13 protein-coding genes are annotated in these 15,509 nt (G+C 39.0%); 5 read left to right on the forward strand and 8 right to left on the reverse strand.

Annotated elements, in window-relative coordinates; translation table 11 throughout:
* Positions 1-54: 54 nt before the first annotated feature.
* Complete coding sequence (locus LEP1GSC199_RS14395; protein WP_002986497.1) at positions 55-639, forward strand: Crp/Fnr family transcriptional regulator; 585 nt, start codon at positions 55-57, stop codon at positions 637-639.
* Positions 640-689: 50 nt separating this feature from the next.
* Positions 690-1,916 (forward strand): NnrS family protein, encoded by a 1,227-nt coding sequence (locus tag LEP1GSC199_RS14400; protein WP_002986225.1) that lies wholly within the window; start codon positions 690-692, stop codon positions 1,914-1,916.
* Positions 1,917-1,920: 4 nt separating this feature from the next.
* Here the strand turns inward: LEP1GSC199_RS14400 and LEP1GSC199_RS14405 are convergent, their stop codons facing one another.
* Genes LEP1GSC199_RS14405 through LEP1GSC199_RS14420 form a run of 4 tightly spaced genes read right to left on the reverse strand, consistent with a single transcriptional unit; the run spans position 1,921 to position 6,531 of the window.
* Complete coding sequence (locus LEP1GSC199_RS14405; protein WP_002986477.1) at positions 1,921-3,672, reverse strand: nitric oxide reductase activation protein NorD; 1,752 nt, start codon at positions 3,670-3,672, stop codon at positions 1,921-1,923.
* 9 nt (positions 3,673-3,681) lie between these two features.
* A complete protein-coding gene (locus LEP1GSC199_RS14410; RefSeq protein ID WP_002986452.1) occupies positions 3,682-4,464 on the reverse strand; it encodes a CbbQ/NirQ/NorQ/GpvN family protein in 783 nt (260 codons plus the stop codon).
* Between the two features lie 3 nt (positions 4,465-4,467).
* The gene (locus LEP1GSC199_RS14415) at positions 4,468-5,817 is read right to left on the reverse strand and encodes a cbb3-type cytochrome c oxidase subunit I (RefSeq protein ID WP_002986276.1); all 1,350 of its coding nucleotides are present in this window, start codon (positions 5,815-5,817) and stop codon (positions 4,468-4,470) included.
* A gap of 9 nt (positions 5,818-5,826) precedes the next feature.
* Positions 5,827-6,531, reverse strand: a complete 705-nt coding sequence (locus LEP1GSC199_RS14420; protein WP_002986403.1) for a c-type cytochrome — start codon at positions 6,529-6,531, stop codon at positions 5,827-5,829.
* 293 nt (positions 6,532-6,824) lie between these two features.
* Between LEP1GSC199_RS14420 and LEP1GSC199_RS14425 the strand changes: the two genes are divergently transcribed.
* Positions 6,825-7,397, forward strand: coding sequence for a cytochrome c oxidase subunit 3 (locus tag LEP1GSC199_RS14425; protein WP_002986611.1), 573 nt, complete (start codon positions 6,825-6,827; stop codon positions 7,395-7,397).
* A 10-nt stretch (positions 7,398-7,407) separates the two neighbouring features.
* Positions 7,408-7,638, forward strand: coding sequence for a hypothetical protein (locus LEP1GSC199_RS14430; protein WP_002986467.1), 231 nt, complete (start codon positions 7,408-7,410; stop codon positions 7,636-7,638).
* Here LEP1GSC199_RS14430 and mtnC read toward each other — a convergent pair.
* Genes mtnC through LEP1GSC199_RS14445 form a run of 3 tightly spaced genes read right to left on the reverse strand, consistent with a single transcriptional unit; the run spans position 7,635 to position 10,774 of the window.
* Positions 7,635-8,366 carry an acireductone synthase gene (gene mtnC / locus LEP1GSC199_RS14435; protein ID WP_002986262.1) on the reverse strand — a complete coding sequence of 244 codons (732 nt, stop codon included), beginning with the start codon at positions 8,364-8,366 and terminating at the stop codon, positions 7,635-7,637. The two genes, LEP1GSC199_RS14430 and mtnC, sit on opposite strands and share 4 nt — an antisense overlap.
* Before the next feature lie 21 nt (positions 8,367-8,387).
* Positions 8,388-9,752, reverse strand: a complete 1,365-nt coding sequence (locus LEP1GSC199_RS14440; protein ID WP_002986274.1) for an MFS transporter — start codon at positions 9,750-9,752, stop codon at positions 8,388-8,390.
* Positions 9,749-10,774 (reverse strand): hypothetical protein, encoded by a 1,026-nt coding sequence (locus tag LEP1GSC199_RS14445; protein ID WP_002986500.1) that lies wholly within the window; start codon positions 10,772-10,774, stop codon positions 9,749-9,751. The genes LEP1GSC199_RS14440 and LEP1GSC199_RS14445 overlap by 4 nt, the downstream gene beginning before the upstream one ends.
* A 126-nt stretch (positions 10,775-10,900) precedes the next feature.
* Here LEP1GSC199_RS14445 and LEP1GSC199_RS14450 point away from each other — a divergent pair, with 126 nt between their 5' ends.
* The gene (locus tag LEP1GSC199_RS14450) at positions 10,901-11,713 is read left to right on the forward strand and encodes a WecB/TagA/CpsF family glycosyltransferase (RefSeq protein WP_039926958.1); all 813 of its coding nucleotides are present in this window, start codon (positions 10,901-10,903) and stop codon (positions 11,711-11,713) included.
* Positions 11,714-11,719: 6 nt separating this feature from the next.
* Here the strand turns inward: LEP1GSC199_RS14450 and LEP1GSC199_RS14455 are convergent, their stop codons facing one another.
* On the reverse strand, positions 11,720-15,355 hold the full coding sequence (locus LEP1GSC199_RS14455) for a tetratricopeptide repeat protein (RefSeq protein ID WP_002986507.1): 3,636 nt from the start codon (positions 15,353-15,355) through the stop codon (positions 11,720-11,722).
* Positions 15,356-15,509: the final 154 nt, after the last annotated feature.

The following is a 15,509-nucleotide window of genomic DNA, read 5'->3' on the forward strand; positions in this document are numbered from 1 at the left end:
TCAGATGATTTTATGATTATAAATTATCTTACGCAATTAAATTCTGAATCATTAATGAAAGCATTTGAAGGATGCCAGGAATTATCTTTTTCAAAGGATGAATTTTTATTCCATGGCGGTGACAAAGTTTCCTATATGGATTTACTAATCACGGGAGACCTACAAGTTTTTAAATACGATGGAAACATGAATGAAGTGACTTTAACGTTCTTTCGTCCTGTAAGTATCATAGCCGAGTGGGCAGTCATCCAAGGAATTCCCTATCCGGCATCTGGCCGGTTCACGAAAAATAGCACAATATTAAGAATGCCATTAACAGAAGTACAAACCCGCATTCATAAAAATATTGAACTCAATCATATTTTAATGCATTCACTGATGAATAAAATTGAAACTTTAAATTTAGCAATCAACCGTGGCCTTACGATGGATGCAATGCAAAGGGTAGCTCATTTTTTATTTTACGGGACACCCGACTCACTAGCTTTGAAACAAATACAAATGGCATCTCTTTTGTATCTCAGACCCGAAACCTTCTCCAGAATCCTAAAACAACTAAAAGACCAGGGCCTCATTGATACCCAAAAGGGAGAAATCTCCATTTTGGACAAAGAAGGTTTACTTAAAATTTTAGCTTAGTTCTTGATTTGAATCAATGAAATGATTCTAATTATTATTAGTATCATCGTATGAAGAATTCCTTTTTTCAGCAAAGTTTGTGGAATACAGCATTTCGACCTTTTTTTTGGTTCGGTTCTACTTATGGGATTTTTGTCATTGGGTTTTGGTTATTAGTACTTTCGAATACAGTAAATAATCCGATCAAAATTAATTCCATTCATTGGCATTCCTATGAAATGGTCTTTGGTTTTTCTAAAGCAATCGTACTCGGTTTCCTTTTTACTGCCGTTCAAAATTGGACGAACTCTAGCATCTTAAAAGGAAAAAATCTATTTTTTCTTCTGCTTTTTTGGGTTTTAGGTAGATTTTCCATGTACCCTCTTGGCCTCCCTTCCTATTTATCGTTCGGTTTGGACATTAGTTCTGATCTAATGGTCATTTACTTATTAGTTCCTAAACTCATGGTCCCTGCGCAAAAACACAACAGGCCGATTTTATTTCACTACGCACTCTTCACCATATTCCATTTGTTAAGTGGTCTTTCTGCTCGTTCGGTTTTAGAGCCAGAACAAACTTTATTATTTATTCACTTAAGTATTTTTGTAATTTTATTTTTGATTTTGATCATTGGGGGACGTGTTGTTCCCTTCTTTTCTGGAGTTGTCATCCCAGGGTATTCCTTCAAACGGATCCATAAATTAGAATCGGCCATCCTTTATTTACCGTTTGCCTTTTATCTTTTTAAACTCACCCAAGGATTCTTGGTACCGAGTACTTCAGCAAATATTGACTTCACAAAATTTAATTTAGTTACATTGACACTCATCACTTCTTTTTTGATTAGTTTATCATTATTTGTTACCAATAGTATACGATTTCTTTCTTGGAAACCTTGGAAGTCTTACAAAAAACCTATATTATGGATTTTGTATATGGGTTACTTCTGGGTTTGTTTAGGATTTTTGTTCTATAGTTTGGCGGAACTCGGATACTTCCCTATCTCTTCAGCGATTCATAGTTTAACTGTTGGAGGAATCGGAGTTTTTATCTATGGGATGATCACAAGAGTGAGTTTAGGACATACGGGAAGAAGTATTGTGGCCTCCCAACTCACTGTATTTGCCTATGTTATTTTTAATTTTGCTGTGTTCGTTCGGGTTTTCTTTCCTTTGGTTGGCGAATACAAGTATGCATACCATTTATCCGGTGTGATTTGGATTCTAACATTTTTGATATTTCTATTACAATACACGAAAGTTTTATTTAGCCCAAGACCTGACGGAAAACCATCATAAAGGATTACACTCTTATGGCTCTTCGAAAAAATTCTTGGAGAGAATCGAGGAGCCTTTCCGGATGGAACAACATTTGATAACTGGCGTTTCTCATCATAGCAGGAATTGTTGGTTTTTCTTCTGTACCTATTGCCAAGGTATAAACCTGAATTCCATTTAACAAACATTCTCCGACCGCTTTATTTACATCCTCAATTCCATACTTTCCTTCATACTGATCATAATCATTGGGACGAGCATCAGTGATTAAAATAATCCATTTTTGTTTGTAAGAGGTTTCTTTTAGTATCGAACTTGTATGACGTAAAGATGGACCCACGCGCGTGTATCCAATTGGGGAAAGTGGCCCTAAACGATCTCGTGCTACCGTCCAAGATTCTGATAATTTCTTTACATGGATAAATTGATTATAGTTACGAGTCCGTGAATAAAAACCGGCAATTCCAAATGGAATTTTTAGGTCTTCCAAACATTCTGAAAACAAAAGTAGACTTTCTCTTTCGACATCCAAAACCCTTTTTTCTTGAATCCAAGAATCAGTAGATAAACTTAAGTCGACAAGAAAATATAAAACCATATCTGATATATCCCGAATGGGATTCATATAAATCGATTCGGAAGGGCTAATTTTGGCTTTGAGATCTGCATACCGATCGACGAGAGCATCCAAGTCAATATCAGCTCCGGCCACCAACTTTTTTTTGATCCGAGTTTGGTTAAGCAGTGCCATCATTTTCTTTTTTAATTGAATTAAATGCGAATGTTGTTTTTCTAAAACATGTTTTGTATAACCAACATCAGTTTGTTTTGGAAACTCTTCTACCACAGAACAATAGTTTGGTTTATAGTTTTTTAGTTTGTAATCCCACTCCGAATAAGTAAAACTTTTTCCCTCATCCCTTACATCTGCGATTTCAAGTAAAGTTCCAGACCCTGATTCACTAGTTCGTGTTGTATGGACTGGATCTTCTGTTCGAATGATATGTTTTAGATTTAGCTCTTGTAAAGCCGCCTCCTCTTCCATATCCTCTTCCCCATCAATATCACGCCATTGCCCATCAAACTCTTCAACGGTTTCAATTTTTTCAAAATTGTGACCCAAGGTGTACTCTTCGATTTTTTTCTCATCGACTTCTAAAAGTTCAGCTTCGTTTGGATCCAACTTTTGTTTTGATTCTTTCGATTGAATTTTTTGTTTCTTTGATTGGGATACAAAGTCTTTTCCGGCTGGGAAAATTTGTTTTGTATCAGTAACGGATGTTTGGGCAGTAAGTAAGATAGAATTTATTTTTTTATATTGTGTTCGGTCTTTTTTCCGTATCTCCAACCTTTCCTTACGAATATCTTTCCAATCCGCTACGATACCCGGATATTTTTTAAAAAACATTCGAAACTGATCAAAGAAATTTCCAAAAGAACCAGAAACAATTGCGGTATTAGTTATTAAATCTTGCTTTCTATCAAAAAGAAAAGAAAGGTAAGCAAGGAAAATCCGAACAAATTTTTTTGAAATGGTTTCAGATACAAACCAATACACCACTTCTGGAAATTTCAAAAAGTTTTGACCCAAGGAAATGGTTTCTCCTCCAAGAATCAAAGTGACAGGTTCTTTTTTTAAAGTTTGTAAATACCGGATAATTCGAACTTCTTCGGATTTTAAATCATATCCATAATAAGGGCTCGGGGTTTTGAGTTTTTTACGAATTTTTTTCCAAAGTGTATGGCCTTGGTAGAATATGAACTGGTCCCATTCCAATGTTTTATCCTAAAAGATTAGATCGAAACTGTCTTGTAAGGCAGCAACTGTATCTATATCATCGGACAAAGGAAGGATAATGGCAGTTCTTCCGGCAAGGCGCGAGGGAAGCCCTTTTGTTATTAATTTTGCACATGACACGAGTAATCTTGTCGATACGGTTTCGGCCAAACCTAGTTCTTGTTTGTTTCTGACAAGACCCGCAAATTGAACTAATTTTTTAGCGATTGGTTCACCAATACCCGTTTCTCCCACAATGATTTTTTCCTCAACTGAAGGTTTTGGATAAGGGAAATCCATTCCAAGAAATCGTTGTTTGGTGGATGGTTTTAGTTCTTTAAACCCTCTTTGGTATCCAGGGTTATAGGATGCTACGAGTAAAAAATCTGGATGTGCTATGATTTCTTCATTTTTTCTTTCGAGAAATAAAGTGCGACGGTGGTCTGTTAATGAATGGATCGTTACCAGTGTGTCTGGTCTTGCTTCTGCAATTTCATCCAAATACACAATAGCTCCTTCTTTGACTCCCGTTGTGAGTGGTCCATCCATCCAAATGGTATCAGCTCCTTTCACCAAAAATCTTCCGACTAAATCAACGGAAGAAGTTTCATCATTACACAAGATGGTGATGAGCCTTCGTCCCATTAAGTGGGCCATATATTCCAAAAACCGAGATTTACCAGATCCAGTAGGGCCTTTCAACAAAAGCGGCAGAGAATTCTCTGCCGCCATTTGAAAGATTTCTATTTCCTTACCGATTGGTTCGTAATAGGGTGCTTTCTTCGTTAACATAAATTAATCGAGGTCACCAACATTTTTACCCAGAGCTTCATTCGATGGAAGACCATGGCGAATGAAATCGACGATAAAGTATGTGATTCCAACAGTGAAGAGGGTTGCCGCAAGTAACATTCCGTAAAAATGGAAAATGATTTCTTTTTGAACAACCAAAAAGTCCATACCCAATTTACGTTCTAAATACACTTGTGTAATCCCGGCAACAGCGAGTGCTCCTGTCATTCCTAACATTCCAATATTGGATGCCCAAAATGCTAAATATCCAGACATTCCAGTAAAAAGTTTTCTTCCCGTAAGGTTCGGCATAGCATAAGAAATCACAGCTAACACTAACATTGCGTAGGCTCCCCAGAATGCAAGATGACCATGCATCGCAGTGACAAGTGTTCCATGTGTCCATTGGTTTACCGCAGGCCAAGTATGAGCAAAACCTAGGAAACCAGCCCCAATAAAAGACATCATAGCACTTCCAAGTGTCCAATAGAGTGCAATTTTATTCGGATGGTTTTTTCCTTTTTTACGATACATATTGAGCGCCCAGATGGCCATACCAAGGAAAGCAAGTGGTTCTAAGGCAGAAAAAATACCGCCGACCATAAGCCAATACTTAGGAGTTCCGATCCAATAGTAGTGGTGACCCGTTCCCAAAATTCCAGAAAGGAAGGTCAAACCCACAACTACATAAAGCCATTTTTCGATCACTTCTCTATCCACTCCCGTGAGTTTGATCAGTAAAAAAGATAGGATACCACCCATAATGAGTTCCCATACGCCCTCTACCCAAAGGTGAACTACCCACCAGCGAAAGTAAGAATCTATCGTTTGGTTGTCGAAGTAGATCATACCAGGTAAATAGAGTAAGGCGGCGCATAACAGACCAAAGAAGAGGACAAGTTGAGTTGTACTTCTTTTTTTTGCCTCCCAAATGGTCATAGCAATGTTAAACAAAAAAGTTAAAACATTCACAACTACCAAATAGTCCAGTGGTCTTGGGATTTCTAAGAACTTACGTCCTTCCCACCAATTGAAGTGAAATCCTATGATAGCGATTACACCAACAACCACCCAAGAAATGAGTTGGATATAGGCAAGTTTGACACTATATAACTCTCTGTCTGATTCTTCAGGAATGATATAATAAGCAGCTCCCATAAAACCAGTTAACAACCATACTACGAGTAAGTTTGTATGTGTGGCACGTGCGGTATTGAAAGGAATATAATCATGTAGTCCATCCAAGCCGATACGGGCAAATCCCATAATGAAACCATATACGATTTGTAAAGATAAGAGTAACATACAAGTTGCAAAGAACCAATATGCGACCTTTTGTGATTGGAATCTCATTGTTTCTCCTTATTTCAATGCAGAAAGATAAGTTACGATATCTTTTCTTTCTGGATCAGTTAACGGCAACTTAGGCATATTTGTTCCCGGTTTGATGGCCTGAGGATCTGATAACCAACGATTGAGATAATCAGAATCAAATTTACTACCTACGTGATCAAGTGCTGGCCCAACATTTCCTCCTTTTCCACCTACCGCATGACAGGCGACACAAAGTTGAGAAAACTTTTCTGGTTGAGACAAAACAACTGCATTGGTTTTGACCTGAGGGGCAGGAGAAGTTGCAATCGAATCGATGGGAATATTTGGTTTTGGAGGCCAACCGTTGGCATCGATTTTACCTACCCAATCCAAAAAGGCAATGACCTGTCCTTTTTCTTCCTTAGTGAAGTTATACTTCACCATTTTCCGTTCTCCAGGAAACATCGCCTGTGGATCGTCTAAAAAAACATCGATCCAAGTGGCTCCTCGCCTTTCGACAACCTTAGTCAGATCCGGTGCATAATACGCCCCTTCACCTAACAGTGTATGACAACCCATACAATTGTTTTTTTCCCAAATTTCTTTGCCCTTTAAAACATCTTCGGTGATGTTTTGTGCATTGGTTCGGGAATCAGTTTGTCGCAAGGTATCCACAGTGAGAAACACAAAGACAGCACTGAACAAGAAAGTGCCTCCCAAAAAGAACGCCCTAGCTTGCGATTTTGATAGCATCCTTGCCTCCTATTTTCAATTTTTAGAATTGTAGGAGTAGATTTTAGTTTTGGCATTGATATATATCAAGTACGAATTTGAATTTTTCTAATATCATTGACTTTTGAATAGTGAACAAGGGTTAATTGCTTTTGAGAATCAATACAATAGTTTCGAAACAGTGTTCACACTGAATCTAAGGTATAGATACTCACCAGGGTGTGAAAACCCTAGTATAGGAATCGAAGCAACAATCTATTGTTGTAATTTATATTAGTTGAATATTCTAGCGTTAGAAGATCCAGGAGAACTCCATGAATGAAAAACACCAAAATCTAAACAAATCCTTGTGGTATCCACCAGGAGGTATCCTGATTTGGATGATTGTTCTTGTAGAAGTGCTTACGTTTTGTATGGGAATTGGCTCGCTCGTGTATGAAAAGTCGAATGATCTTACAAATTTTTCTTTTATGCAGACACATTTGAACAAAACTTTTGCGTTTTGGAATACAGTGTTTTTACTTACGAGTGGGTTTTGTATTGCAATCGCAGTACTTTATAAAAGTAAAAATAATATAAATATTTTCACTCTGTTCTTATCTGCATCTATCCTTTTTGGATTCGCATTTTTAATCCTTAAATTTTATGAATTTAGAGAAAAATGGCTACTCGGTTATACTTTAGAAACCAGTAGCTTTTTCAGTTATTACTGGTTACTCACTGGGTTTCATTATCTCCATGTGGTTGTGGGCATTTTGATTCTTTTTATCATCTACGTTAGTCGTAAAACCATATCTTTTGAAAACCTAGAGGCCGGAGCCGTATTTTGGCATATGTGTGATTTGATTTGGTTATTACTTTATCCCACACTTTATTTGATTCAGTAGGTACAAGAAAATGAAATTAATTATCTTCACATATATAACTCTTATGTTTATCGTTTACTTTTCCTTTTTTGGAATGGGCCAGGTAATTCCAGGAAATTGGAATCTCATTCTTATGAGTGCCATCAAGTTTTTATTGATTTGTTTTGTGTTTATGAATCTGAAAGAAGCCCATCCTTTTTGGAAGGTAACTTTTCCGATACTTATTGGAATTTATTCATTCAGTATTTGGATTCTTACTTAGAAATGATTCCATACGGGGAAGGTATGTGGTTTTTGCGTTAGGTTCCCTGGCCTGTTAAGTATCACTACATCCATCCCCACAGCATTGGCAGCTTCCGCTTCCTCTACGATATCTGTAAAAAAACGAATTTGATTCGGTGAAGACTGTAGTTTGTTTGCGATATTTTCATAACTTTCTTTTTCTCTTTTCCCACCGACTGCTGTATCAAAATAAGAAGTGAAATATTTTCGTAAGTCACCTAACTCTGAATACTGATAGATTAAAATTTGTGCTTCGACAGAACCAGAGGAATACACGTGATTTTGAATTCCTAGATCCATTGTTTTTTTTAAAAATCCAGGAACATCCTCATACACAATACTTTTGATTTCCCCGGATTCATATCCCTCTTTCCAAATTTTGCCTTGGATCTCTTTGAGAGGGCCAAACTTACGATCTTTCTCGATCAAATATTCAAAGTAGGAGGGAATGAATTCCGTTAAAAAACCGATAGGATTTGATTTTTGTTTTGTATTCCCTTTTGCAAAAAGATTCAAAAAATCTTTTTCACGTAATGTCAGATCTTTCTCAAATTCTAATTGGATTTCTTTGAGTCGATCTTCCGAAAACTGATAGGTTCTTAGGAAACGAGTAATGTGTTTTTTTGCATAAGGAAAGAGCACTTGATGGACAAAGGCGATTGGTGCCGTTGTCCCTTCAATGTCGAGTAAGTTGTGTTTAATAGTCATTCAGTCCCAAGGCTAAAGAATTTATGCAACGGATGCATTTTCTTTCATAAGCATACGCATTCTTTCTTCATCTTTTTCATAATTAAACAATATGAGTAACCATGCCAAAGCACAAGGAATCCAGAAAAGAATCGGTATGGATAAAGCAAGTCCCCGATCAGGAGTCAAACCTAAAATCACGGCTGACATCACGGGGCCGAGTCCTTTTCCTAAATCATCTGTTAGGTTGTAAATGGAAAATATGGCACTTCTTGATTTTGGTTCATTTACATTCAGTAACACCGCACGTACGTTCGGTCCGGTGACAGAGATCATAATCCCAGTAAAAATATTCAGGGCAATGAAAAGTCCCATAAAAGGAACAATGTCAAAGGAATACAAAAGCAAAATTGCCGGGAACACACCAAAGAATGTGGTTCCCATACATAGAAGTGGTTGGTATGTTTTTTTAATATTATATAAAATTTGACCAAGAACCCCACCAAAAAAAGTTCCAATAAAAATTCCAACTGCAGCAAAGGTAATCATCCCAGCAGAAATTTCTTTTGAAAGATGATATGTGTGTTCATAATAATCAGCCAAATAAACAAAGAAAACTCCCCAAGGAATACATCCCGGAAGACCTTGTAAAAAAGCTCCTAAGTTGGTTTTGTTTTCAAAGAGTAATTTAAAATCTTTTAAACTAATTTTGTGAGATAATTCATCGCTGACAACACCTTCGGCCCCACCGCGTTTGGGTTCTTTACAAAAGAACAAATAAATTGCTGCGAATATAAAAGAAGGAGCAGACATATAAATAAAAGAAGCGCGCCATCCATTAATCGGATCAGCTCCACCCAAAATTCCACCGAGGAGTTGCCCTACTCCCACACCAAGTCCCATGGCCAAGGAAACATAACCAGTAGCAATCGCTCTCGATTGGCTGGAAAAATAATCTCCAATCAAACTAAAGAGTAATGGAAAAATGCCACCAAGTCCAAACCCACAAAGTGTACGCAAAACCAAAAACTGATCATAAGTTTCTACATAAGCAGTTAAAAAACAGGGAATTTCACCGAGTAGTACCGTTGCGAGTAGTAAGTTTTTTCGTGAAAAGGTTTGTGATAGATATCCCATGGATAAGGAAACCACTCCACCCAAAATAAAAAACAATACGGGAATAATCCCACCTAACTTCCAGTCAACTTCGTTTGGATCTGTAATTCCTAAAGAGGCACCAATGTTTTTCATATTGGGTGCAATTAAGTTTTGATCGCCGAACAAAAAGAAGGCCATTCCTAAAATGACCCAAAATGCTAGAATCCCTCTGGCTCCATGGTCTGCGAGTTCGGCGAGGCCAAAGAATCGCAAATAGGATTTATCTCGTACTGATTGTTTTTGGTTCATGGATTGTTTTTCCTTTCTATTTGTTTTCGATAGACAAAAATAAATGAGAGCGTAAATAAAAATCCAAGAAATCCCACAACAGCAAAAAGAGAAAGGTCCCAACTCGTAAGTATGGATCCATTCCAAATTTCTGGATTCGGATTGTTGGAAATAGTAGGAAGTGGTTTTCCACCAGAGAATGTAAACTCAACCGTAGTTCCAAAATCTAAAGAACTAAGAACATAAGCACTAAGCCCAGCCGGAACGTCTTTATCTAGTTTGGTAACTGGAGTTTTTTCTCCTGTTGTAATTTCCATATCTTGTGGTTTTACAAAGATGGGAAACTTTCCATTCTCAGACTCAATTAACATTCGTTCGCTGAAGGTATCATTATTATTGGGTATAAAATAGGAAATTTGCATCTCCGATACACCAGGTAGGATTGCCCGATCCAAAATCCTTCCTCCGTTGGTTCCTTCTGGAATTCCTAAAGGAATTGCCATTTTACTACCTGGCTGCTGGATTTGCGCCAAAATCTCTGTCGCTTCTTTTGCAACCGAATATTCTAAAGGAGATAATTTAGAATCATAAGATTTCGGGGGTTTACTCGAGTTATCAATTAGAAATAGTTTAAAGACTCGAAGACCTTTTTTTTCTCGCATAACTTGCATTAAACTTTTCACAGCAACTTGTTTGCGTTCGGCACCCGTATCAAACACCGTAACCTCTTGCGGAGATGTACGAAACTTAGTAGTTGGCGGAATCATTTTATTATAATTTACGCCTTGGTACTGGATTTGCAAAAGGATGGGTGCACCTTCAGGCAAATCTGTTTCGGGAAAACGAAATTTACCCGATTGGGGACCGATATCTGCTAAAGGAACCATCGCGCCTTGTAAAGCCAACATTCGAATTGAATCTGCTTTACCGAATCCGCCGGTTGTACCATTTTGTATAGTTCCATAAATGGAAAGTTTTTCCGCATAACTTGCGCTTGAGAGAAATAGGAAAATCAATATTGAGAAAAGATGGCTTCGAAACATTTTGATACTTTTTCTCTTTCTTTCGATTCCAATCCAAGTGAAAAAACGGCAGTTTTTAAAAATTTAGAGGCGACAATAGAGGATACTGGACATAATGTTTTAGATAGGAAAGGAAAGCCCGGCTACATGAAGCAACTGAGCGAAATCGTTCACAATTCCTCAAAAGATGAGAGGGATATACTACTAGAATACCAAAATATCGATGTTTCCAAGCTGGAAACTCTGAATGTTTTGGGAATTCCCATCGACAACGTCACTACAGACGAGGCCATCGCTAAACTCTTCCGTGTGCTTGAGAAAAAAGAAGGCATGCATCACGTTTTATTTTTAGATCCCATCAAACTCATGAGGATGCGTCCGAAAAAATCTCTCCACCGGATTGCAGAAAAAGCCGGGACAATTCTCGTAGAAGGGGCAGGAATTGGTTGGATGACCTCGGGAAGGCTCAAAGAACGAGTCACTCCTATAGCCGTCATGATGGATCTCATCCGACTAGCGGAACTCAAAGAGTTCACCGCCTTTATTTTTGGGGCCAAAGATGAAATTGTAGAACGAATTTATTTTAACCTCACAAGACATTTTCCTAAAGTTCGGATCGTAGGAAGACATGCAGGCCATCTGGATCGTCAACGAGAGATGCGAGTCAAAGAAGCCATCCGAAAAACAGGACCCGATATCATTTTCCTTGCCATGGATTTTCCTGACCAAGAAATTTGGATCGAAAACAATACCGGATATTTTGGCAAAGCAGTTGTCATCGGTGTGGGTGGCGCCTTAGATATGTTATCTGGTGCTGATAAAAAAGCCCCCGAATGGTTCAAAGAAAGAGGACTCATTTGGTTTTGGAGGATCATCGCAAGACCTTACCGAATCCAAAGGATGTGGGAAACTTTCTATTTCTTTCTTTTGGGAATTCGCGAACGTTTCCGCAAACATTAATTCGATCTACTTTTTAATTTGAGTCAATCGGTCCAGTGTCGGTGCGAGCCAATCTTCTAACAATGGTTCGCGATCGAGTTTGGCCCGGGCAAACACCAAATCTTTGTTAGAGTTCGCAATTTCGCTTACCGAACCAATTTTACGTGCGGTTTCCATTGCTTTCCAATAGTATTTGAGAGCATTGATCGTATCTTGTTTTTTCTCATACACAGCTCCAATATTATTGTAGAGGGCCGTAAGAGTTTCATACACTTCTCTATGATCCGAGTTTTCTGTATCGATCCTTCCCAAACTTTGTTCTTTCAGTTCAAAATCATCTTTTAACTTCAAATAGTTGCCAAGGGCTGCATTGTACTGTCTAGTGTAGTAAAAGGCGTTTCCTTTCCCAAAAAGTAAAGTTGCATTATTATAAATATCTTCTTCTGGAAGTTCCGCCCAAAAATCTAAAGTTTGTGCAAAGTCTCCATGGTTGTAATCAATCCAACCTAAGTAATAATAACATTCTCTGACAATCTTTGGATCTTTAGAAATATCACGTTCCAGGGCCGCCAAAAATGATTCGCGAGCCATAAAGAGCCCGTTACGTCTCTCTTTCTCTTCATAAGAAAGAGTTCCAATGCTTCGTTCTGGATAGATTTTTTTACCAGGAAATTCTCGTATATTATCTGTTACGTTAATTCCGGCTGCTTCCAAAAATTGGATTTTACCTAAGTTAAACGAAATCCTTCCAGGACTTCCTTCGAGTAAGGTTTCATCCTCATCTCTTTCCCCAAGCCTGTCTCTGTAGTTTTGATAACGATCATCAGCTTCCCTGAGGAGTTTTACGGCTTCATCATAGTTTTCTGTTTGGATATAATACTCAGCCATAAGTAAAACGGCTAAGTAGTGGCGGATATCGTAAGTAGATGCCAATTCCAATTGTTTGAGGGCACGTGCCGCTTCATCTTTTTTGAAATAGAACCGAGCTCTTTGGTAATATCCTTCGGCAAATTTGGAACCACCCTCTTTCCCATAAGCAATGTTTAAAAGGTATTCCACATTATCATCAATCTCCATTCCAGTGACTTGGTCTTCTGGGTTGATATTGTATTTGATTCTTACTTCTTCAGAATCTAAATCAATATAAAAGGATGCTAGTTTTGCCAAAACAAAAAGAGAAAGTTCATCCTCGATGTTAAGAGCATTACGAACTTGTCTGTGGTGGTTTAAAACGTACTGAGGATTATTATCTCGTTTCCACATTTCGATGTATGTTGATAAAATCCCACCATGTCCAATGGCATTTTTTGGATACTTTTCAATGATATCGTTATAGTATTTAACAGCCGTTCCAAACTCTTGTTTGTTGTAAAAAATCTTAGCAATGCCTGCGATGGCATCTACATTGTCCGGATCTCCCCCATCGGTAAACACTCGTTTGAAGTATTCAATGGCAAGATGATCGTTTTTATATTTTTTGCGATTACTACCCGGCGGAACTTCGATGAAGTCCTTTCGGTGAAAGGAGTGAAAATTTCCAAGCGCAATGTAGGTATCAATGTCATGGACATTGTATTTTAAACGGGATGCAATATAAGCGCCCGCTTTTAAAACCTTTCTTGGAACTTTATCCTGAGAAGTAAGATAAAATGCGAGTTCTGATAATGGTCGTCGGCCAGCGGTTTCAACTCCCGCATCATTCCATTCTGTTTTTTTCGCAAAACTAATGTTTGGTACTTCTTTTCTATTTTCCCAAGCACGTTTGTGTTCTTTGTCTTCTGGTTCATAACCAAAATCAGGTTCCACTTTTCCAAAACATTTTTCAAAGGCCCTTTCATACTGCCCAGCTTTCGTATAGGCAGTACAATATTTGTTCAAAAACTCTAAGTTATGTGGAAAAATCTCTTCCCCTTTGATGAAATAATTTTCGGCATCAGCAAGAAGTTTTTTCTTCTCGAGAGCATCTGTTTCATAACTGAATTCTTCGATTTTTTCGAGTCCCAGTGCATACTGTGCTTTGGCACGATACGGAACAATGACGTATTTCCAAAGAGTCACAATTCCAAAAACAAGAAAGATTGCTGCAGCCGAGGACAAAATTGTTCTACGAACTAACTCTCGTTTGCGGGCAGCACCTTCTTTGGTATAAGCATCCCGGCTTGCAATGATTGGCACACCATCGGCTGCAAACTTACCAGTGGAGTCACTAAGCTCCACTCGTTCGCCAAGAAGACCACTTAAGTAACTAGCGATGTCCTCTGGTTTTTGTTGTGCCTTAATGAGTTCAATGATTTCTTTCTGATTGCGAACCGGAATCCTTTGGTTCACAATCGTATCAATGATGGTACGACGAAGTTTTGGCGGGTAACGGAGTAATTCCGATTGGATGACTGCTAACTCTTCATCCGTTAGGTTGGCCTCTAGAGACTCTTCTGGTTCGTCTTCTTTGCCAAGAGACATGAGGTCTTCCTCAAATCCCCCAGGTCCATCGGAACCAAAGTCGTCCATAGTGGAGACAGGCATATCATCAATGGATGGTGCTAAATCGTCAAAAGAAGGAGCTCCTAAGTCATCATCAAGACTTGGTGGTTCCATTCCCACACCCAAGTCTCCGAAGGGATCATCAAATCCACCACCTACATCTGCAGGTTCATCGTCGCGGGAAGGAGTGGACGGACTGTCCATATTCCCGAAGGGATCATCACCGAAACTTTCTGTTGGTGTTGGGGTAGATCCCATATCCGCAAAAGGATCATCGCCAAAAGAAGTATGTCCGCCAGATGTGGGAGTCGAAAGATCACCAAACGGATCGTCGGTGGTGTCTGCATCGGATGCCGGTGTATCAAGACCACCAAACGGGTCATCACCAAAACTTTCTGTCGGTGTTGGGGTGGAACCCATGTCCGCAAAAGGATCATCACCACCAGAGGAAGGTGTATCGGCTCCTCCTCCAAAATCAAAATCATCCCCGGAAGGAGTGGTTTCTTCTGCGCCAGAATCAAAACCAGCAAACAGGTCTTCGTCGGTGGTTGCAGGAGTATCCTCTCCACCCAAATTAGCAAAAGGATCGTCACCAATGACTGGGGCTGGTCTGTCTTCTATCGGAGGTTCATCGACGGCATCTAAGTTAGCAAAAGGATCATCCTCACCAGAAGTTTCTCCTGGAGTGTCCATACTTGCAAATGGGTCTGGTTCGTCAGTCGTTCCTGAATCGGAGGCAAATGGGTCGGTCTCCTCTGTGTCAGAGGTTGGGGTATCAAAGTCAAAATCATCGGCCGCAGCTGGCGTGGGGCTTGGTTTTGGTGAGTCTTCACCAAGTAATTCATCTAAATCAATTCCGTCGTCTTCTTCGGCTTCTCGGTTGGGAAGTTTGGGAGGACCAAAATCATCGTCCTCATCATCAAGAGCTGCAAAAGGATCTCCACCTTCGGCATCACCCGCCCCTTCATTATCAAAATCGTCAAAGGCAGAGCCGGAATCTTCGTCAGTGTCGGCTTCTGGTTCAGAAGGCGTAATGGGACTTGTATATCCCAGTTTCTCACGTAAAACCTTCGCCATCGGATTCAGTTCTTCCGATGAGAGCGGATTTTTATTGAGAGCCGAAAACATCGTCTCGATTTGTGTGATTTCTTCCGGACTCAATTTGTCTATCGGCTCAGCCATTGCGGGTCTATTCCTAATGAATTATCGGCCCCTTCTTAAAATGACAGAATATTTTTTTTATTATGTCAGATGGTTCGTGAGGAAAAAAACCTTTCACTCTCTTTTTTCATTTCTGCCGAAAATTATCTAGAAGGACTCCTTAACGACCAAGACT

It is taken from the genome of Leptospira vanthielii serovar Holland str. Waz Holland = ATCC 700522 (assembly GCF_000332455.1).
GTDB lineage: Bacteria > Spirochaetota > Leptospiria > Leptospirales > Leptospiraceae > Leptospira_A > Leptospira_A vanthielii.